Raw genomic sequence first — 19952 nt, forward strand, 5'->3', positions numbered from 1 at the left:
GGCATCCGTCTCCTACCTTCGTTTAGTGGTGATGAAACGGCGTTTGGAACGCCTGCGGGCACCTGTCCTTCTTTTGGCCAGACGGCGTTGGCGTTTGGCTGCTGCCCCTTTCCTTCTTGCGCCGCGTCCTCTTCGACCGGGTCTGCGTCTGGCCGTGACCGTTTTCTGGGCAATCTCCGGCGGTTGAAGCAAAGGCGGCTCCCGGTATGCAGTGAGACTGGCGGAAATTGCGCCGCTCATCCAGTCCGGGCATCCCTGCATCAATGCGTGAACATAGGATGCGACTCTGCTGCGGTAAGTTTCCATCCCGTACTGCGCTTTTGCCGCCTCCGCATTCCTTGAGCCGGTGCTTTGCAGCAGTTCGGGGTCATTCAGGAATTCGGCAACCTTCACGGCAAGCGCCGCCGCATCGCCTGCAGGCACCACTGCATGTGAGTTTCCCGTATTGGCCATCAGTTCCCCCAAGCCGCCCGAATCGAATGCAACGACAGGTTTGCCGCACAGCATGCCTTCGAGTGCAGTCATGCCGAAGCCCTCATGCACCATGCTGGGAACGACAAGGATATCCATTGCGCTGTATGCAGAGTGCACGGACTCAACGAAAGGAATGAACCGGAAGCGGGTCCTGAAGCCCGAAGCGCTCACTTCCGCCATGCATCGCTCATAATACGCCTGGTCAGCCGGCTTGCCGATCACGACAAACCGGCTGTTCTCATGGGATTGGGATATGATGCAGGCCATTCGAACGAATTCGAGCAGCCCTTTTTCGGGGTGTATGAAAGAAGAAATGTACCCGATGCACACATGTGAATTTTTGAGACGAAGAACCTTGCGGTATCCGGTGCGAATGAGTATTTGGGCCGGCTTTAACAGCTCATTGTCTGAGGACGGGGGAAGAAGGGTGATGGGCCTTGCAACACGACCGCGAAAAACGCGGGCCGATGCCTCCGAAATCGCAATCAGGCAATCGCTGTACTTCTCTACGACGGACATCGCTGCATGGTCGTATTCGGTGGACTGCATCACCTCGGTCACTTTCCATAACACCGGAATTCCAAGTGTCTTGGCCGCCATTGCAGGCAGAACGTTCACAATGGTATTGGTCAGGACCATGTCCGGCGCAACCTCGGTCAAAGTGCGGATAACGGAAGCAAAGTCAGGATGGTGCCGAAGCGCCTCCGCCTCCTGTTCGAGCAACGCCCCGGGATGATACATGCCATACAGCAGCGGATAGGGCTGGATTCGTACCGAAATGCCCTGCCTTCTGGCATAGTCTGTCAGTTTGCCTTCCTGCGGGGCTGCCAGGGTACACTCGAAGTAAGGGGTGAGCTGAAGGCAGAACAGCAGGAGGAGCTTTTCAGCCCCCGTGATACTGCCTGTATTGCTGACATGCGAGAACATCATGAGTTTAGGTTTATATGTCATCATGCGCATGGACCGCTGCAATAAGAACAGGGTACGATCCACACCTCCTTTAACCCAAGTAATACAATATATTAGAAGTGAATCTGTACCGGCACGTCATTTACTCCCCTCCATCCGTCCAAAATGAGCGGATCCGGAGCTTTGAGTCAAGGGAAAACGATGGAAAGCATTTCGTTTACCCGGTTTCCGTAGGTATGCTCTCGCATCGTCCGGTCGAGCGCGTTCAGGGCGATCTCCCTGCGCTCCTTTTCATGCGTCAGGTAATATTCGACTTTGTCCAGAAGTTCCTGCGGCGAACTGTACGTCTCGATCTCCACGCCGGGTGTGTAGAATTTAGCGAGGTCACTGCGGTAATCGCTGAGCTGAAGGGTGGCGCAGGCAGAAATTTCGAAGGTGCGCGGGTTCGGAGAGGCCGCGGGGATTTTGACGGCATTGTTGTTCACGGAATCATCTTCATGGGATCGATGCAGATTTATGACGATTTTGGAAGCATTGTAAGCTTCGGCCGTTTCCTCAGGACCCATCCATTTGTTGACCTCAATCCGGCCCTGATAGGCGGCGAAATTCGGAAGACGATCCCACCAAATCCCGTTGATGAGGGTATTCCGCTGCATCAGGCGTTCCATGATCGGGCTCAAAAAATCAATCCGGTTCCAATATGCGGAACCGATGAAACTTACTTCCCTTCGCGGGACGGATGGTTTCCTGGATGGTCTGTAATGGTCGGGAAAAGCAGCAAAAGGCAAATGATGCACCTGCGTGCAGCCGAGCTGCTGATAATAAGGGATGCAGTTCGATTCAAGCGTGAATACATAGTCGTAGTGGCTTACATTTTCCGTGGTCATATCCGTATAATACGGATCGTCGGTCAACCAAACCGCCGTTTTGATCCCCTGCCGGCGCACCGCATCCAGCTGATCATTCTGAATAAACATACCGTCCAGAACGAGAACCATGTCCGGCATGATCTGATAAGCTACCTCACTAATCGGCTGGCCCGGCTCGATAACCGTCACCTGTGATACCATGCTTCGCAGTGTCGATGAAATGGCTTCATCCAGAGGTGAATAGGGAAAGCCTTTACCCGATGCAACGTACAGCACATGAATCTGGCGGAAAGGAAAGGACGTCGCATGGCGGCTGACGATCACATCAGCGCGTCCTTTCAAATAGCCCTCATCATACCCTCCCTGATAGCCCGCTTCACGCCCGCGAGCCCGCGCTTCCTCGGCAGGGGTCAGCACTTCAGGCTGCATGACTCTTAACCGGTGCTTAATGGTAGACATGTCATAACCCGCTCCTCTTCGTTTTCTTATACAAGCGCAAGCAGCGATTTCATTCTTGAGACAAAGGAGTGCTCCTTTCGCGTGGTCCATAATCCCCGCCATGCCATCTCCAGCCGCTCCTCCTCATGCTGGAGATAGTAACTGATTTTGTCCTGCAGCTCTTTGACAGAACCGAAGGTTTCGATGTCGTAACCGGGTCTGTAATGGGAATGCGTGTCCTCGCGCAGGTCGGTAATTTGAAGCGTGCCGCAGGCGCTGATTTCGTAAGTGCGTGGGTTGATCGATTTGGCTTTGATCCGGTGACTGTTGCGGTTATCCTGCCCATACTCGTCCGGCCGATGGATATTCAGAACGATCTTGGCCCCGTTGTAATAATTAACAGTTTCCTCCGGCGCGATAAAGCCCATATGAAGCAGGCCTCCCAGCTTTTCGGTCTGGGTAACCCGCTCCCAGAATCCTCCGGCAATCAGCACCTTCTTGTCTTCCAGGAACGGAGCCATCTCGTCGAACAAGGCAACCCTGTTCCAGAAGGCATTGCCAATGAAACAGATATCATACAAATGCCCGGGACCTGGCCTTTGCGGTTTGAACATGCCCGTATTCACGGCCAGGGGCAGATAATGCACATTCGCGGCTCCAAGTCCCAGGTAAAACGGCACACAGGCCAATTCATGTGTAAAAACCAAGTCGTAGCAGGTACACATGGAGGCGGTATCCTCCGTAAAATACGGATCATCGACGAACCACACGGCTGTTTTGATGCCCATTCCCCGGAGTTTGGCGATGTCCTCCAGATGATTCTCCGGAAATACATGCAGCCCGTTCATGACGAGAACCAGATCGGGCCTTTCCGCGGCAGCCTGCTCCAGCATATTCGGGGCTTCCACCACGATGCATTCTCTGACCAGTCTCCGCAGTGCGGCGATCACACCCTGATCGATGGCATGAAACCCCTGGGGAACGTACACGATTTTCATATCCCGGTGACCGGATTCCGGCAATGGCACCCGTTGTTCCACGGCTTGGCATATTCCCAGCCTGTAGCCATCCCCGTAACCGTGCCGGTAACTCCCGCTGTTGCCTGCAATATTTCCTCCCACAGCTTTCACCCTGTCTGTCATGATTTAAAAGTTCCATTCGAACAATTTATTCTTTGAAATTCAATCTATAATTCTAAATATATGCGGAAGAGACACTTGCATCATGGACGACAGCCTTACGGCCAGGAATTTGGCGGATGTCACGATATGTACACGGCAAAAAGCCTTCGCTTCATGGTTGCCCATGAAGCGAAGACCTGACTGTATCCATCACCTTGTTTATCGGTTCAAAAGTCTATTGCGAGAATCCTCATTTCGATTGGTATGCTAACTGATGCCCATCCTCAAAGCCCTTCGCGAAGCCGGCATTGAATCCTTCATTGTATGCTTCATCAAATCCTTGGTTGTAAGCGGCGTCCGGCGCTTGAGGCAGCGCCCCCTGCTCCACGGGAGACGGAAGCACCGGTTTGACCCATCTCCGCTTCCGTCTCCGGCGGGTCATGCCGAGCCGATGATGCCGTCTTTGTCCACCCTTGGCCAGCCGACGCTGCCTGGCTCCGCCCGATCGCGGCTTTCTCGATCTCAGCGGCCTGGCTTTGCGGGCAACGAGGAGCTGGCGCCTCCGGGTGCCGGGTTTCGCGGACCGTGAAACACGTTTCTTGGTCTTCATCCGTTATTCCTCCTGTATTTCGGTCATCATGTATGCGGCAGTCGGGATGCGTTTAACCAGGGCGGCGCAGGAGTACCGCTGCGGGGGTGGCATAATGTGATTCCCTGCAGCATTTGGCACATGGTGGCCTGATGCTGCGTAAGGAGCCGGATGTTCTCCATCAGACTTCGGGCGGACAATTCCGAATGGGAGGATACATCCGCAATGCTGCTGAGAATCCGGGCAAGCGCCTGCTGGCTTTGGGCGATCGAAGCAATGAGATCCAGCTTGGCTTCCTGCTCTTTGAGAAGCAAACTCATTTGCCGAGGTCTCCGAGGTCAAATCCGGAGCCGAACATGCCTTCTTCATCCCCGAGCCCGCTCTCTTCCTGAATCAGTACAGCTTTCAGATTGCTGCAAAGTCCGTTCTCGAGCTTGGTCAGACCTTCGAGCAGCTCCACGATTTGCCCATGGATTTGCAGCGGCTCGTTCAGCTGGTGTTCATGCGTCTGAAACGCGTCCGACGTCAAATGATTGATAGCCCAATTCCGGACTTTCTCCGCCTCAACTGCTTTTGCTTCCAAAATCATGGCGATGTTCCATTGAATTTTGGAAGCGGCATCCAGCATATGCAAAAAGGCTTGTTCCCTGCTCATCTGCAGCACTCTCCTATATCAAGTCTCCATTTACTCTTCCTCATGGCTGCCCAGCTCTTTCACGACATGATTCAGAGTTTCCGCGAGCGCTTCCTGAAGATCCGCGATACTTCCCAGATAGGCGATAATGCTTTTATTGATCTGCCCAGAGTTCTCCAGTAGGCCGTTAATGCCATCAAACTCCGGATCCGCATCTGGCAGGTCATGAATAATTTGAGCCATTCTGACCGCCATTTGGCGCTCGGCATCGAGAACTCTGGCCATCTGCTGGTGCGAATGGGACATATGGGTTAACATTTCATCAATTTTGCTCTGCATGGTCAATTCCTCCTGTAGATGCTGTCGCGGAAGGTCGCGAAGGCCCGCCCCGCCTGATCCGCTTCTGCCTGCTATATCCTATGCCGGTCGCCCACATACAGTTACGCTTAACCGGGTGCGGATATAAATTTATTAAAGCACCGGGTTTAGCAGTACCGGCGGGGCAATGAGGGGCAGGCCGCGGGGCACCGACTTCATCTTGTCTGCGGGGAGGCGGATGATGCTTCTCCCTTTGAGTTCCCATCTCCCCAAAGCGAAATCGGATACGAATGGCCGGACGGAGCCGTCGCACCATTGGTAAACGGTGCCGTCGTCACTGCATACAAGCTGCCCGTCCTTCGGCTCATCCGCAGGATGCTGCAGAAGCGCCAGCAGCTCCTCCCCGGGGATGATGGCATCTGCTGTCGGAATGCTTCGGATATCCATTCGGGACAATGTTACGGGCCTCACACCCACCAGCTCCTGTAACGGGCCGCAGGGATATTTATGCCCCCGGTAAAGGAGGAACTGCCTCTCCCCCTGGTCGCGAATCAGCACATGAGAAGGGTAAAAGTCGGCAGGGGAGGCTGATTGACCAGACCCCAGGACGTTATTTCCCACCGTCGAATGCTGCCCCGCGAAAGCTACCCAAGCATAGGGATTGCCCCATTTTTCCGCGTAATACGATCCGTTATGCCCCTCCACTTCCCGAAACTGCTTCTCGCCGAGATTCTTCATGCTGACGCTCCCGAAATGATGAATGAAGGAGTCGCCGGCAATCATCAATTTGAGGCCGCATAACCGGATCCGGATGATCCAGTCATCATCCTCGTAATTTCCGATTCGGAAGCCTTCGTCGAAGTAGCCGATTCTCTCAAGCAGCGTCCGCCGGAACAATACGCAGAATCCCACGAGCCTGTCGGTCTCTTTCCACTTCCCTTCATCCGGCATGCTGCGGGATGCCGCAAAATTCCACATTTCCTCCACGCTCTTATACGGCACGTCGATTTGCTGTTCACCGCTGATATAATTCGTGACCGGGCCGACGGCGCCGATCTCGGGATCGCTATGCAAACAGCGCAGCATATGGCTGAGCCAGCCCGGAGTCACCAGCGTATCGTTATTCAGAATAACGATCGAATCGCCCCTCGCCATCATCAGGCCTTGATTCACCCCGCCGGCGAATCCCCGGTTCGTATCAAACCGCTTGAAGCGAAGCCGTCCGGATCGTTTCTCCAGATAAGCACCCGTTCCGTCCGTAGAGCCGTTGTCCACCACGATAATTTCATGCGGCTCGGCGGTGTGGCTCTCGATGCTTTCGATGCACCGGGCCAAGTAATCCGCCTGATTGTAGCTGGGAATGATGATGCTGGTGCCATGAAAAGGCTCGGTGTAGGCTTCCTTCCCTTGGATGAGGCCCTGTTCGTACCCCCTTTCGTAGCCCAGACGGTACGTTCCGCCGGGATGAGAGCCGCCCCTTCCGGCATGTCTTCGTCTTCTCCCGGCCCGTGTTTTTCTCGTCTTGGCCGAATGGGCGGCCGTGCGCCCAAAAGTTTTTTTCATTGGCCATAACCTCCCTGCCGTAACTTGAATCGATTCCGACCCGAGAGAAGAATCCCTTGAAGCCGGAATCATGGCGTGAAAGACAGCTCACCCGAAACAAGCTTATCGGCCAAGTGTCCGAAATCGAGCGCAGCGCGGCCCAGCTCTGCCGCTATTCTCTGGCAGATGACGACGGCAGGAATTCCGCCGGCGACGAGCGCGATCTCAAAGGAATACTCTGCCGCTTCCGCCAGCACGCGGGGAATATCCGCGAATCCGTTCACCGGGGCAATGATCCCTGCGATCTGTATAGACAAGGAAGACAGCAGGGCTGCCAGTTCTCCCGCCCTGTTGCCAACGACCAATACCCGTTTATGCTGCAGCAAAGGCAGCAGAAGGCCATGCTCATGGAGCGCGTAATTGATCGTGGAAACCGTGAACGCAAGCGTTCCGTAATCGATGCCGTAATACCGTAATACCGGAAACAGCAAGCCTTGGTACGTAGGCAGGCGCGATGAAGGAATGCCGATGATATCCGCTTTTCGCACTGCCTCCGCCAGAAGGTCCCGGGCCGCCGGATCCGGCAGCGTCATGCCCGCGAGCGTTAAGAAATGTCCGGCTGATTGGGCATGCTCCAACGGGAGTACAGTATCATGCGCCAACGCAAGCAGTTCTCCGTCCCCGAGCCGGACGACGGATAGCGGCCGATTCTCGGCCATCGCCTGCGCGAGCCTGCCGTGAACCTCTTCCGGCCGCAAAAGCGGCTTTAACCTTGGCAGGTACCCCTGCAATCCCGCCGCCATAATTTCCCTTGCGGATACTTCGGGCAGAACGGTGTAAGGCGGGAGAAGCGAAGCCACTTCCTCCTCGGCTCCCGCCGTGCTGCCTGCACGGTACCCCATGTCAAAGCCCTCCGCGTACGATAAGCCCGGCTTGCCGGGATTGAAAGCGGCTGGCACGGCTGTCTCCGCCATCCCCCCTTCGATCATTCGAAACCCCTTCGGGAGCATGATTTTCCGATTCTTCACACGCGGGCGCTTCGCCGCCCTTGGCCCGATTGGATCTGCCGGACGGCGCCTGCGGCGCCGAGGATGCAGGCGGCTGCCCGCATTCCTTCTTCGCTCCTTCGCTACGGGAGCGGGGCCTGGAACCGGTGAGCCGTTGCCGGGCGCATGCGGTTTTCCCGCCATGTCTATAGCAACAGCCTTCTTCCTTAAAGGAATGAAGGCTGTATTTTTAACGAGAGGCCGTCTCACGGGATCATCCCCTTCATCCGCCGGCCGGCTTCCTGAAGCGATTCGAAGGTGCCCGCATCGCTCCACCATTTTTGGAGAATGTCGTATTCCAGCTTTCCTTGGGCCGCATAGACGTTGTTCACATCGGTGATTTCCAGTTCTCCGCGCTGCGAACGCTCGATTTGCGAAATCACGTCAAACACAGCCGTGTCGTACATGTAGATTCCGGTCACGCAATAAGAGGACTTGGGGACGGCTGGCTTCTCCTCGATTCTCGCGATGAGATCAGGCCGCGCTTCGTCAAAGACCGGCACGCCGTAACGTCTGCTGTCCTTTACCTCCTTCAGCAGCACTTTGGCAGTTCCCTTCGGCTGACGCTCATAGCTGGCCGCCAAAGGGGCCAGATCATCCATGAACAGATTATCGCCCAGAAGAACGACGAATCGTTCGCCCTCCGCCACGAATCCCCGGGCAAGCTCTAGTGCCTCGGCAATGCCGCCTGCCTCTTCCTGAATCCGGTAAGTCAGACGAACTCCGAAAGCCTTGCCGCTTGCCAAAAAATCGGTATACAGACCGGCGGACTGCTTTCCCATCACGATCAGGATGTCGGTAATCCCCGCTTGACGCAGCCTGTCGATGCCATAAACGATCATGGGATACTTCCCTACAGGAAGCAAATGCTTGTTGATCATCCGGGTCAGCGGATACAACCTCGTTCCTGTACCGCCTGCCAAAACGACGCCTTTCACTGCACTTCTCCTCCTTCGGGTCTGCTAGTATGCTCTTCAATATAATGGCGAGGATCAAAATGCCATTTGCTCAAAAAGTACCGATAGTTCCGTTCAATCAATGCCTGCAGCGTTTCGGGCCGCGACTGCTTAAAGCTGACACTTCCCTTGTGATGCACAAGCACATCCTTGCAGATCAAGAGCCTATAACCCGCCAACCTTGCCCGGTGGCAATAATCGTCATCTTCATAATGACCTGGCGAATAGGCTTCGTCCAGATAGCCGATCCGCTGCGTGAGTTCTCTTTTCACCAGCAGGCACATGCCGATGATCCGTTTGGCCGGGGTCCACCTTCCCGCATCCGAACGGTTGTTATCCGCGGCAATCCGTTCAAACTCGTCAAGGTCACGGAAGGAAACGTCCACCTTCTGCATGCCGCTCGCTTCATTCGTTACCGGCCCCACGAGGCCGACATCGCTCGCGCTTTCCGCTGCCGCAAGCATATTGGACAGCCAGCTGCGCGTTACCGTCACGTCGTTGTTCAGCAGCAGGAGATAATCCCCCTGCGCGATCTTCATGCCTAAATTACAGGCTTTCGGAAAGCCCTCGTTGGCAGGAAGGGAAATAAAAATGATTCCTTCCCGGATGCAGTAAGCATCCGTACCGTCGCTTGAACCGTTATCGATCACGATAATTTCGTAGGGAACATCGGTGTACCTCCGAATTGACTCAATGCAGGAGATGAGCAGCGGCAAGCCGTTATATGTCGGGATAATGATGCTGGTCAGCCTCGTTTGCCGCGTCATATGGCATTCCTCTTCAGCGCGATGTCCTTACGCGAAATACGGGCAGAGAAAGCGGACATCCCCCGAAGCCTAAAGCATTCCTCCATCGCCTCGGCATGGTCGCCAATGATCAGCCCGGCAACACCGTTCCCTTTGCCCGTATTTCCTTCCCGTCTCCGGTTGCCTTTAACCACATCGACCGCATGGACGGCCTCTACCCGGTATCCCTTCAAAATCGCCAGGGCCTGAGCTTTGGGTGGCACGCTCAAATGCTTCGCATCGATTTCCCGGATCAGCCGGCTGGAAAGGGCATGCGGAACAGCCGTCAGGGAGCTTGCCCCGAGATCCCCCCGCCCCAGCGCCCTATTTACAAAGCTTTTGCAATGTGTCACTTCATCCTGGTGCACAAACGGAGGCAGAAACCCGCTCAGATCGTTCAGAGCGGCGTCGCAGCCGCCGTCAACCGCGTATATAAAGGGAGCAAGCTCCTCGGCTGGTACAACCATGTCACCGTCGCAGAAAAGAACGATATCGGCGTCCGTGAGCCGCGCTCCCACACTTCTTCCCACGTCATGGCCGAGCAGTTCGGGAAAATACACGGCTGTGACCAGCGGATGCTTCCGGGAGATGGTATAGCTGTTGTCCCTGCTGCCGTTCAGCACCAGAATGATCTCCTTCAGCGGCAGTCTCTCCAGCTCGTTCAGCATCCCGTCCAGGCTGTCTTCCTCGCTGCTTGCGCACACAACGGCAGCCGCGCTACCCCGCAGCAGGAGGGGCATGCCTTTCTCTGCGGCGTTCGCTCCTTTGTTATACCCTTGGACATAAGCCGCGGAAATCTTCTTCAGCAGCGGAAATTCCGGCCTCGCATCCATACTGGCGCTAATCCATTCCGCAAAGGATGATTGCAGTCCCGACTCACGAAAATGGGGTTCTGGATGGACTGCGGCTCCACAGATCTCACTGCCGGCCCTCCATCCTGCCTGATACGCCCGGTGTGGCCAAGGATTCGCGTTCCCTTGCCTTACTGCTGATGTTCGGCGTTTGGATTTGAATGGCTTACGCTTACCCGCACTGCTCCAAGCCCGGTTGCCGGCACGCCGCGATTTGCCAGATTTCAATTTTCTGCCGGTCATTCGTTTCACCTTCCTGCCCTCTCTCTGATCCGCCCCAAATCGCTGCGACCCGCTCTTGGGTCTGTATGGGACAAGTACCAATGCAATGCCTGGAGGTGATCCTCCCAGACCACTTGCTGCAGCAAATCCCTTCCGCCTGATTTGCGCCTGCGCCGATTCAGCCTGCCTACAGGGACCTCGTGCACGGCCGAGACGCTCAAGCCCGAGTGGACAGCCACCGCCTGCGCAAGCGGAGGAATGGATAGATTTCCTCTTCCGATGGTGTCGGCCGCCTGGCGGCTCATCGCATGCGGAACGGCAGTTAGAGAGGCTCCAAGCAAATCGGGGCGTCCCAGCATCGTATTGAGCGTATGCTTGGCTAGAATGACCGGGTGCACCTGCTCACGCCCCACCGGGCCGCGATAGCTGTTCAGCGCAACGTCCGTTCCCTTCAGGACCGCATCGGCAAAAGGCTTTAGATGACGGCTGTCGATTCTCATATCCGCATCGATAAACAGCAACACCTGTCCGGAGGCCGCCTCTGCGCCAACAGACCTGCCTGTATCGTGCCCAAGCGGTTCGTCATGCTGGAGGACCCGTGCTCCCCATGCCGCTGCAATTTCCGCGGTACGGTCGGTACAACCGTTGGCCACGACGATGACTTCGCAAGCCTCATGCACCTTCCATGCTTCCCTGATGACACTTCCAATCGTCCGCTGTTCGTTCATCGCAGGGATAATGACCGATACGACCGGGTGCGCGCAGCCTCTGCGTCCCGATAAGTAAGTCTGCCTGCTTCGATTTCGTTTCCGTTGCAGCTGTCGTTTGGGTCCGGTTAGCTTATGCATGCGGGCATGTTCCCCCCTATTCGAGTCGGCTGATAGTACCTTGAGTATCGTATGCGTTTGGCCGAAAGGGGGACGCGGCGTTTGTGCCGGAAATTCGCTTCCATCCTGTTTTCCGAACAACCCGGACAATAACAAAGACGCGGGAGAGCTCCCGCGTCTGAATCCGAACCTTGCCTTGTCTGAAGCTGAGTAATCCCTTTCCTTATACCCGATTCGTAAACGGATAACCACCGAAGACGTCGGTTGCTGCTTGAGCGGCTCCCACGGCAATCCACGATAAGAAACCGAACGTTTCGGCACCGCCCTGCCTGCGCACGACTTCGATGAACGCCGCATCCTCCCGCTGCGTCTTCAGAACGGCATAGAAATCGGGATGATTGCACATCGCGACAATGACGTAATGATTGCTTGGATAAGACTCCTGCAGCGCAATGGGCACTTCCACCTGCAGCTGTCCTTCACCGATGCGGAAGGAGGCGATGCCGAATTGCTGGATGCATGGCTGCTGGGAAGCGCTCCGGACCGGCGCAAAAGCCAGATGGGAAGCCGATACGGATTGCTGCGCCAAGTGCTTACCCTGGACAGACTGCTCCTGGATATGCCGGCTGCCTACAGCCCCTTGCTGCAGATGCCACTCTTGTATGCCCTCCGCCTGCAGATGAAGCGGCCGGATGGATTCAGGCTGAATATGCGTACTCCCGATGGAGCCGGGGGCAATCTTGGCGGCGCTGACGGCTCCGTCGCGAAGCGCTTCACCGTGGACCGCTCCGGGAACGAGGTGCCTGCTGCCGATGGCACCAGACTTTACATGTTCGCTGCCAACAGACGCATCCGCCAGTTTCTCTGCCGTGACAGCCTCCTGGGCCAGAGCTTCCGTCGTCACCGCTCCGCTGGCGAGATGCTGCTCTCCGATAATACCGGGCTGAAGCTGATCCTCTCCGACCGATTCAGGCGCCAGGTGCGAATAATCGATCGCCCGGGCCGCAATATGATTCTTTTGGATCGCCCGCTCCTGCACTTGAAGGGAACCGACAGCACCCGGCTGCAAATGCTCATTCCCGATCGATCCGGGTGCGATCTTATCCGCGGTTACCGCTTCTTCCTGCAGAGCTCCGGCCGATACCGAGCCCCATGCCAAATGCTGCTCCGCCACGCTTCCTGGTTGCAGCTGGCTGCCGCCTACGGATTCCGCTGCCAGATGGTTCGTATTCACCGCGTCATCCGCCAAATGCTGCTCCTGAACGGCCCCGACCTGGATGTGATAAGCTGCCACCGAATCGGACGTAAGCTGATGGCTGCCCACGGATTCAAAAGCGAGCTTGCTCCGGGTTACCGCTCCGTCCTGAATCGCGGCACCGAACACGGAACCTTCCGTCAGGTGCCTTTCCTCGATGATTTCGGATTGAAGCTGCTCGATTCCAACCGATTCGGCCGCCAGATGCCGCTGAACGATCGCATCCGGAGAAATATGCCTTTTTTGAACGCTTTTTTCGTGAAGATGGATGGAACGCACGGAATCCTGCTGGAGATTCACACTCCCTACAGACTCAGCTGCCATATGAAGCGCCGTGATCGAAGTCTCCTTTATAGCTTCTGAACTCACAGCCCCTCTGGTCAAATGGCATTCTCTGACGATTCCGGCCTGCAAATGCTCCGTACCAACCGATTGGGGAGCCAAATGCTCATGCTCCACCGCTCCGTGAGCGAGATGGACATTCTGTACCGCCTGCTCCTGCAGTTGAGCTGAACCGACGATATCAGGCTGCAGATGCTCCTTCCCGATCGACCCGGCAGCAATCTTTTCCGTCGTCACCGCTTCTTTTTGTAGAGCCTCGCCGGACACAGAGGCAATGGCCAGATGCTCTTCCATAACGCTTCCGTATTGCAGCTGGCCGGGGCCGACGGCTTCCGGAGCCAAATGCTCATGCTCTACCGCTCCGTGAGCGAGATGGACATTCTGTACCGCCTGCTCCTGCAGTTGAGCTGAACCGACGATATCGGGCTTCAGATGCTCCTTTTTAATGGCTCCTGCTGCAATCTTATCCGCGGTAACTGCTTCTTTCTGCAGCGCCTCTGCCGAAACGGAGCCGATGGCCAGATGCTCTTCCGTGACGCTTCCGGATTGCAGCTGGTCGGGACCGACGGCTTCCGGAGCCAAATGCTCATGCTCTACAGCGCCAGGAGCAAGATGGACATTCTGTACCGCCTGCTCCTGCAGTTGAGCTGAACCGACGATATCGGGCTTCAGATGCTCCGTTTCAATGGCTCCCGCTGCAATCTTATCCGCGGTAACCGCTTCTTTCTGCAGTGCCTCTGCCGAAACGGAGCCCATGGCCAAATGCCGCTCCGTGACGCTTTCGGGTTGAAGCTGGACAGTACCGACGGAATCCGGCGCCAAGTGCGGATGCTCTACCGCTCCGTGGGCAATATGGCCATTCTGTACGGCCTGCTCCTGCAGATGAGACGACGCTACCGCTCCGGAACGCAAATGATCCTTGCCGATTGATCCTGTCGCCATTTTATCCGCGGTAACCGATTCCTTCTGCAGCGCCTCTGCCGAAACGGAGCCGATGGCCAAATGCCGCTCCGTGACGCTTCCGGGCTGAAGCTGGACAGTACCGACGGAATCCTGCGCCAAGTGCCGGTGTTCTACCGCTCCGTGGGCAATATGGCCATTCTGTACGGCCTGCTCCTGCAGATGCGTTGACCCTACAATATCTGGCTGCAGATGTTCCTTCTTGATCGTCCCTGCAGCTATCTTATCCGCGGTAATCGATTCCTTCTGCAGCGCCTCTGCCGAAACGGAGCCCATAGCCAAATGCCGCTCCGTGACGCTTTCGGGCTGAAGCTGGACAGTACCAACGGAGTCCGGTGCCAAGTGCGCATGCTCTACTGCACCGAGCGAAATATGGGAATTCTGTACAGCCTGCTCCTGCAGATGCGTTGACCCTACAATATCTGGCTGCAGATGTTCATTCTTAATCGTCCCTGCGGCTATCTTATCCGCCGTGACTGCTTCTTTCTGCAATGCCTCGCCGGACACAGAGCCCATGGCCAAATGCCGCTCCATGACGCTTCCGGGCTGAAGCTGGCTGGAACTGACGGAATGCGGCGCCAGATGGTCCGTATTCACCGCATGCACGGCAAGATGCTGCTCCTGCACGGCGCCACTCTGAAGATGATAGGAAGCCACGGCCTCTGATGTGAGCTGATGGGAGCTGACGGACTCAAAAGCGAGTTTGCTGCGCGTCACGGCCGCATCCTGAATAGCCCCCGCGTGTACAGAGCCTGCAGACAAATGCCGCTTCTCGATGCTTTCGGTTTGCAGCTGGCCGGCTCCAACGGAATCGGCTGCGAGATGATTCGCCGTGACGGAATACTTCTGAATGGCTTCCGAACTCACTGATCCTGCCGCCAAATGGCGCTCCTGCACGGCCTCTGGCTGCAGCTGGCTGGCTCCCACCGAGTCTGCCGCTATATGCACCGCCGTAATGGAAGAATCCTGAATGGCTTCCGAGCTCACCGACCCTGCCGACAAATGGCGCTCCTGCACGATCCCCGGCTGCAGCTGCTGTGTGCCCACCGCTTGTTCCGCCAAATGCCGGAACATGACGGCTCCGTCTTTTATGGCGAGGGGGTGTACGGCTCCTTCAGCAATATGCTCTTTGCCCACAGCCCCTTTGACGATTTTGGATGCCGTCACGCTCCCGTCCGTAAGCTTGCTGGTCGTGATAGCCGAATCCTGAATTTTATCCGTGGCCACACTTTCCGGGGATAACTTCAGGGAGGTCACCGCATGATCCGCCAAATGGATCGGTGACACGATCGACGCATTCAAATGCCTCGCTTGAACGCTTCCCGAAGCGAGCTGATCCGTCGTAACCGAGTCCTTTGCCAATATGTCGGTACCGATGATTCCCCGCTGCAGATGCCCCGCCGCGATGGCACCCGCACGGATATGGCGGGATTGGACCGCCTCATCCACGATCGTTTCCCCCGCTACGCTCAACTCGGCCAAGTGCCGGCTGCCGACCGCCCTTGCGCGGATATGTTCACCGCCAACGCCCTCGGCAGCCAGAATGTCTCCCCCGACGGAACGGGGTGCAAGTTTGCCGCCCGTCACGCTGGCGCCGGCCAGCTTCTCTCCTGTCACCGAGGCAGGCTGCAGTTGGGAGGTTCCGACCGCGCCGTCTGCGATATGCTTTTCCGTAACGGCCCTGATGGCAATCTGATTGCCCAGGATGGAGGACTCCTGCAAATGTCTGGATTCGATGCTGTTCTTCGCCAGATGATTGCCGTGGATCGCGCCTTGCCGGATATGTTCCCCGGTGATCGTATCAAGCGCGATTTGTCCTGCCTGCACGGCAGCCTGTGCAATATGCCGGGTTTGAACCGCCTCATTGGCAATTTTGCTCGGCAGGATGCTCTGGTCCGCGATTTTGGACGAAGTGACGGTTTGTTCCACGATCTGTGCCGTGCCGACGGACTGTTCCTGCAGCTTGGCGGAGCTGATACTGTGATCTGCGATATGAGCGGCGGAAATGACGCCTTCGTCAATATGGCTGCTCTGCACGGTCCGTTCCGCAATGTGGGCTCCGGTCACGGCCGAAGGAGCGATTTTGTCCGATGTTACGGCCCCCTCCCCGAGATGGCTGGTCGTTACGGAACTGCTGTCGATCTGCTCGGACCCGATGCTGCCTGCCGCGATTTGCGCACTTCCGATCGTCCCCTCCGCAAACAATGCACCCGTCAGGGATTGAGGCTGCAGATGATGGCCTGCGATGGAGCCTTCCCGGATTTTCTCCCCCGTAATGGCTCCGTCCCGGATTTTGGAAGCTGTCACAGCCCCGTCCGCCAATTTGGACGTATCGACCGCCTCATGGACCAGGTGGTAGGAACGAATGCTGGAGCCGGCAATTTTGCTTCCGGTTACAGCTTCATCCTGTATCAATTCGCTAGCAACCACGAGCTCGGCAAGATGACGGGCACGGATGGAGCCGTCGGCGATCTTTTCCGATGCGATGGCCTTATCCTGCAGTTTGTCGGATGAAATGCTTCCTTCGCGGATTTTCTCGCCGCCGATGGATTGATCCCGGAATTTGCTTCCACCGAATGCGCTATCCGCCACATGCTCTTCCGTAATCGCTAGTGGAGCGATTTTGGAAGCTGTCACGGCACCATCTGCCAAATGCACTTGACTGACGGCATAGTCGGCGATGGCTTCACCGTCAACGGCACCGGGTTTCAATCTGGAAGAATCGACGGCACGCAAGGCGATCTTGGAGGTAGTAACGGCCCCATCGCTCAAGTCTTCCGTATAAATAAACGGCTGTGCGGCATCCGGCAGCTGCTTCTCCGCTATTTTTTCCTCTACGGCTTCCTGCGGCAGACGGTGGCTGACAGCCTCTTCTTCTTCTTCTTCTTCTTCTTCTTCGTTATTTGCATCGGCGAAGCCTAAACTTTCTTCCGGTTGTTCTGCTTCCATTGGCGTTTCAACATGAATTGACTGCTGTTCAGCATGAACTGGCAATTCATCATACATGGATTCTTCGGCATAGATAAGCTCTTCTTCCTGAATCGGCGCTTCAGCCTGTACAGAGATTTCTGCCTCCGCAAGAGTCTCCGCGGTAACGGATTTGACCGAAGCATGTGCAGACTCCTCAATTCTCGGCGTTATAACCGGCCTCGTCGGCCTGCTGATCATCTCCAACTCATGGAGGTTCGGATTATCCACATAATAACGGTTCTTTCCAGCTTTTTCGGACCGTTTGTTCCCTTTCTTTTTCAAGCCTTCTCGCTCCCTTCCTGACCGTTTCATCCTTTGGCATCATATGCGTCAATTTAGGCCTTTGTCACTGTGAAGACAGCTTTTGCATCAATTCATGCCACCTGGCCGAGCTATGCCTCCATTGATATGACTGCGCAGCCCGCATGAGCCCTGCCTGCCCGAATGAACGTCGCAGGGATTCGTCGGTGAGGAGGCGGATCAGCGCCGGGACGAGACCATGAGGAAGCGAAGATTGCGTTACCAGCAAACCGCTCACCCCGTCCACTACGATTTCCGGAATCCCTCCCGCATCCGAAGCGACCACAGGCACGGCTGAAGCCATCGCCTCTACATTGACGAGTCCGAACGCCTCCCCTTCGCCCGAGGGAACGACGACCACGTCGGCCAGATGATACCAATAGGAAATGGCCTGGTAAGATACGAAGGGAACAAACGTCACATGATTCGCGGATGCCCCCGCCAAATGATGAAGATGCGTTTCATAGGACGTCCTTCGGCCCGTGCCGTAGAATGGGCTTCCAACGATCACTACCATCACTTCCGGTACAATCCGAATCAACTCCGGCAAGGCTTCAAGAATATGGTGCACTCCCTTGATCGGCAGCAGCCTTCCGGCATACAGGACGATACGCCGTCCCTGCCATCCTCTGTCTCTCAGCTTCGCATCCCGCAGGGCCTCGGATTGAGGAGTCCAGCGCGGAACAAAATCCTGCAGGCGAACCCCCAGCGGATTGACGCTGATTTTGTCCCGCACGCCGGGATAGCGCGTACCGATCACATGTTTCAGATAAACGCTGTTCGCGACGATCTCGTCGATGGGCTCCAAAAGATGTTCGGCGGACTCCCGGCTGACATGAGGTGGTGATATATACGTAAGGGAATGGAGGGTGGCAACCACTCTTGCGTCCGGCATTGCTTGTTTAATACGCCGGGCCAGCAGGGGACGGTTCTGCACATCGATCACCCGGGGTCTCCACTCCCGCAAAGACCTGATCACACTGGGGGCGTAACTCTTGCCGCCAGGCAGGCGATAGACGGGGAGATTCCCTCCGATGGTTCCGATTACCGGTTGGTCGGGCTCCTGAACGCCGTATAGCCGGATGTCAAAGCCCTCCGGAACCAGAGGAATCATGTGCTCTACCACCCGCTCGACGGAGCTGCTTCGCCCTGAGGGTATAAAGAACGAACCCGGCGTAATCACTGCCGCTTTGTGCTTCTCCACCAGCTTTTTCCTCCTATTCGGCCATCAGCCGCCTCTTCTGCCTTAGCCTATACACTCGGAGGGGGGTGTGGTGACACATGGAGCGGGTTGCCGTAAAAATAGGCTCGTGGAAGACGGACAAACGTACCTTGCTGGGTGGAAATTCCTCGCATAGTCTATACAACCAAGAGAATGCCTGAAGGCACTGTCCATTGCATGTCACATGGCCGGAGGCGGTTTTAATCAATATGCAGGAGGGATAAAGGATGTGGGTTTCTTATGTCGGAATTCTGCTGAACGCGGCTGTGCACCGGGGAATACCACAGGGAAAAACAGGCCAGGAATCCCTTGTAAGCTACGAGGAAGCCGCCAAAACCTTCGGCCTGATCCCTTGTTTCATCCAGCTTCAGGATATCGATACAGACAGCGGCGAATGCACGGCTTACATGCACAGGAATAACGCCTACTCTCTCGTTCGCATGCCCATTCCGCGCATCATTCATAACCGCGCCATTTATCTGGATGCGGGGTCTCAGTCCAAAATCAGCCGTCTGCTACAGATGGGATATACCATATACAACGCATTCAACCGCTACGGAAAGGATGACATCCATCAACTTCTCAGCCAGGATCCCCTTCTTCTCCCCCATCTTCCCGAAACGAAAAATGCTACATCCAATTCCGTTGCGGAAATGATGCAGCATTATGATGATCTTGTGATCAAACCTTGTGTCGGCAGTATCGGCCGCGGCATCTTGCGATTGCGTCATACAGGCACAGCGTGGAGCCTCACCTACTCCTCAAGCGGAAAATCCTATGGCTGGAGAACGGTGACGCTTCGCCGTAAAACGCTCCCGCCGGTTCTCCAAAGCCGTCTCGCCCGTATTCCCCACCTCGTGCAGGAACGGATCGCGCTGGCAGAGTACAAAGGCAGGCCTTTCGATCTGAGGGTCTCCGTTCAGCGTGGAATCAGCGGCAAGTGGGATATTACAGGCATTTATGCCAAAGCTGCCTCGGCAAGAACCTTTGTCTCGAACGTTGCCCAAGGAGGAAAAGCCTTTCCCGCCGAAGCGATCCTCATCGAAAGCCTGCCAGGCCTTCCACCGGGCAACGTGCTGGCCGATGTCCGCAGCCTTGCGCTTCGCGTCGCCGGAAAACTGGAGAAGCATCTTCCCTTTGCAGCCGATTTCGGGCTCGATATCGGACTCTCTGCTGCAGGAAAGCCATATTTTATCGAATGCAACGGACGAGACCAGCGCTACGGCTTTTGCAGGGCAGGTCTTCATGGAATCTGGAAAGAAACGTACCGCCAGCCGATGGCATACGCCCGCTATTTGCTTGACCGATAATGCGGGCGTCGC

Annotated in this window: 16 protein-coding genes; 1 reads left to right on the top strand and 15 read right to left on the bottom strand. The window is 56.1% G+C overall.

All coding sequences use genetic code 11. The features are described 5' to 3' along the window. Positions 1–12: 12 nt before the first annotated feature. From ACTHPM_RS22125 to ACTHPM_RS22195, 15 genes are all read right to left on the bottom strand, one after another. Positions 13–1434: a glycosyltransferase gene (locus ACTHPM_RS22125; RefSeq protein WP_440397625.1), complete on the bottom strand. Its 1422-nt coding sequence runs from the start codon at positions 1432–1434 to the stop codon at positions 13–15. Between the two features lie 137 nt (positions 1435–1571). Beyond that, on the bottom strand, positions 1572–2711 hold the full coding sequence (locus ACTHPM_RS22130; protein WP_440397626.1) for a CgeB family protein: 1140 nt from the start codon (positions 2709–2711) through the stop codon (positions 1572–1574). A gap of 26 nt (positions 2712–2737) precedes the next feature. Then, positions 2738–3832, bottom strand: a complete 1095-nt coding sequence (locus tag ACTHPM_RS22135) for a CgeB family protein (protein WP_440397627.1) — start codon at positions 3830–3832, stop codon at positions 2738–2740. Positions 3833–4061: 229 nt separating this feature from the next. Then, entirely contained in the window at positions 4062–4421 is a 360-nt protein-coding gene (locus ACTHPM_RS22140) for a hypothetical protein (RefSeq protein WP_440397628.1), read from the bottom strand. Positions 4422–4447: 26 nt separating this feature from the next. Further along, on the bottom strand, positions 4448–4720 hold the full coding sequence (locus ACTHPM_RS22145) for a hypothetical protein (RefSeq protein ID WP_440397629.1): 273 nt from the start codon (positions 4718–4720) through the stop codon (positions 4448–4450). Then, positions 4717–5055 (bottom strand): restriction endonuclease subunit S, encoded by a 339-nt coding sequence (locus ACTHPM_RS22150; RefSeq protein ID WP_440397630.1) that lies wholly within the window; start codon positions 5053–5055, stop codon positions 4717–4719. The genes ACTHPM_RS22145 and ACTHPM_RS22150 overlap by 4 nt, the downstream gene beginning before the upstream one ends. Positions 5056–5085: 30 nt before the next feature. After that, positions 5086–5373, bottom strand: a complete 288-nt coding sequence (locus ACTHPM_RS22155) for a nucleoside-diphosphate sugar epimerase (RefSeq protein WP_440397631.1) — start codon at positions 5371–5373, stop codon at positions 5086–5088. 132 nt (positions 5374–5505) lie between these two features. Further along, complete coding sequence (locus tag ACTHPM_RS22160) at positions 5506–6915, bottom strand: glycosyltransferase family 2 protein (RefSeq protein ID WP_440397632.1); 1410 nt, start codon at positions 6913–6915, stop codon at positions 5506–5508. A 68-nt stretch (positions 6916–6983) separates the two neighbouring features. Continuing rightward, positions 6984–8084: a GT-D fold domain-containing protein gene (locus tag ACTHPM_RS22165; protein WP_440397633.1), complete on the bottom strand. Its 1101-nt coding sequence runs from the start codon at positions 8082–8084 to the stop codon at positions 6984–6986. A gap of 62 nt (positions 8085–8146) precedes the next feature. Next, entirely contained in the window at positions 8147–8878 is a 732-nt protein-coding gene (locus ACTHPM_RS22170; protein ID WP_440397634.1) for a sugar phosphate nucleotidyltransferase, read from the bottom strand. Continuing rightward, positions 8875–9663, bottom strand: a complete 789-nt coding sequence (locus ACTHPM_RS22175) for a glycosyltransferase family 2 protein (protein ID WP_440397635.1) — start codon at positions 9661–9663, stop codon at positions 8875–8877. The genes ACTHPM_RS22170 and ACTHPM_RS22175 overlap by 4 nt, the downstream gene beginning before the upstream one ends. Beyond that, on the bottom strand, positions 9660–10775 hold the full coding sequence (locus ACTHPM_RS22180; protein WP_440397636.1) for a glycosyltransferase family 2 protein: 1116 nt from the start codon (positions 10773–10775) through the stop codon (positions 9660–9662). The genes ACTHPM_RS22175 and ACTHPM_RS22180 overlap by 4 nt, the downstream gene beginning before the upstream one ends. A 5-nt stretch (positions 10776–10780) precedes the next feature. Next, complete coding sequence (locus ACTHPM_RS22185; protein WP_440397637.1) at positions 10781–11602, bottom strand: glycosyltransferase family 2 protein; 822 nt, start codon at positions 11600–11602, stop codon at positions 10781–10783. A 202-nt stretch (positions 11603–11804) separates the two neighbouring features. Next, complete coding sequence (locus ACTHPM_RS22190; protein WP_440397638.1) at positions 11805–17390, bottom strand: WIAG-tail domain; 5586 nt, start codon at positions 17388–17390, stop codon at positions 11805–11807. A 64-nt stretch (positions 17391–17454) separates the two neighbouring features. Beyond that, positions 17455–18612, bottom strand: coding sequence for a glycosyltransferase family 4 protein (locus ACTHPM_RS22195; RefSeq protein ID WP_440397639.1), 1158 nt, complete (start codon positions 18610–18612; stop codon positions 17455–17457). A gap of 245 nt (positions 18613–18857) precedes the next feature. On the opposite strand from ACTHPM_RS22195, the gene ACTHPM_RS22200 reads away from it, so the two are divergent. Continuing rightward, a complete protein-coding gene (locus ACTHPM_RS22200; RefSeq protein WP_440397640.1) occupies positions 18858–19940 on the top strand; it encodes a YheC/YheD family endospore coat-associated protein in 1083 nt (360 codons plus the stop codon). Positions 19941–19952: the final 12 nt, after the last annotated feature.

It is taken from the genome of Paenibacillus sp. SAFN-054, from assembly GCF_051966755.1.
GTDB lineage: Bacteria > Bacillota > Bacilli > Paenibacillales > Paenibacillaceae > Paenibacillus_AQ.

What these genes read in the sequence shown, in the direction of transcription:
- ACTHPM_RS22200 (WP_440397640.1), top strand. Translation starts at nt 18,858, where the DNA reads ATGTGGGTTTCTTATGTCGGAATTCTGCTGAACGCGGCTGTGCACCGG.
- ACTHPM_RS22185 (WP_440397637.1), bottom strand. Translation starts at nt 11,602, where the DNA reads ATGCATAAGCTAACCGGACCCAAACGACAGCTGCAACGGAAACGAAAT.
- ACTHPM_RS22175 (WP_440397635.1), bottom strand. Translation starts at nt 9,663, where the DNA reads ATGACGCGGCAAACGAGGCTGACCAGCATCATTATCCCGACATATAAC.
- ACTHPM_RS22130 (WP_440397626.1), bottom strand. Translation starts at nt 2,711, where the DNA reads ATGTCTACCATTAAGCACCGGTTAAGAGTCATGCAGCCTGAAGTGCTG.
- ACTHPM_RS22165 (WP_440397633.1), bottom strand. Translation starts at nt 8,084, where the DNA reads ATGGCGGGAAAACCGCATGCGCCCGGCAACGGCTCACCGGTTCCAGGC.
- ACTHPM_RS22140 (WP_440397628.1), bottom strand. Translation starts at nt 4,421, where the DNA reads ATGAAGACCAAGAAACGTGTTTCACGGTCCGCGAAACCCGGCACCCGG.
- ACTHPM_RS22135 (WP_440397627.1), bottom strand. Translation starts at nt 3,832, where the DNA reads ATGACAGACAGGGTGAAAGCTGTGGGAGGAAATATTGCAGGCAACAGC.
- ACTHPM_RS22160 (WP_440397632.1), bottom strand. Translation starts at nt 6,915, where the DNA reads ATGAAAAAAACTTTTGGGCGCACGGCCGCCCATTCGGCCAAGACGAGA.
- ACTHPM_RS22145 (WP_440397629.1), bottom strand. Translation starts at nt 4,720, where the DNA reads ATGAGTTTGCTTCTCAAAGAGCAGGAAGCCAAGCTGGATCTCATTGCT.
- ACTHPM_RS22125 (WP_440397625.1), bottom strand. Translation starts at nt 1,434, where the DNA reads ATGCGCATGATGACATATAAACCTAAACTCATGATGTTCTCGCATGTC.
- ACTHPM_RS22150 (WP_440397630.1), bottom strand. Translation starts at nt 5,055, where the DNA reads ATGAGCAGGGAACAAGCCTTTTTGCATATGCTGGATGCCGCTTCCAAA.
- ACTHPM_RS22155 (WP_440397631.1), bottom strand. Translation starts at nt 5,373, where the DNA reads ATGCAGAGCAAAATTGATGAAATGTTAACCCATATGTCCCATTCGCAC.
- ACTHPM_RS22180 (WP_440397636.1), bottom strand. Translation starts at nt 10,775, where the DNA reads ATGACCGGCAGAAAATTGAAATCTGGCAAATCGCGGCGTGCCGGCAAC.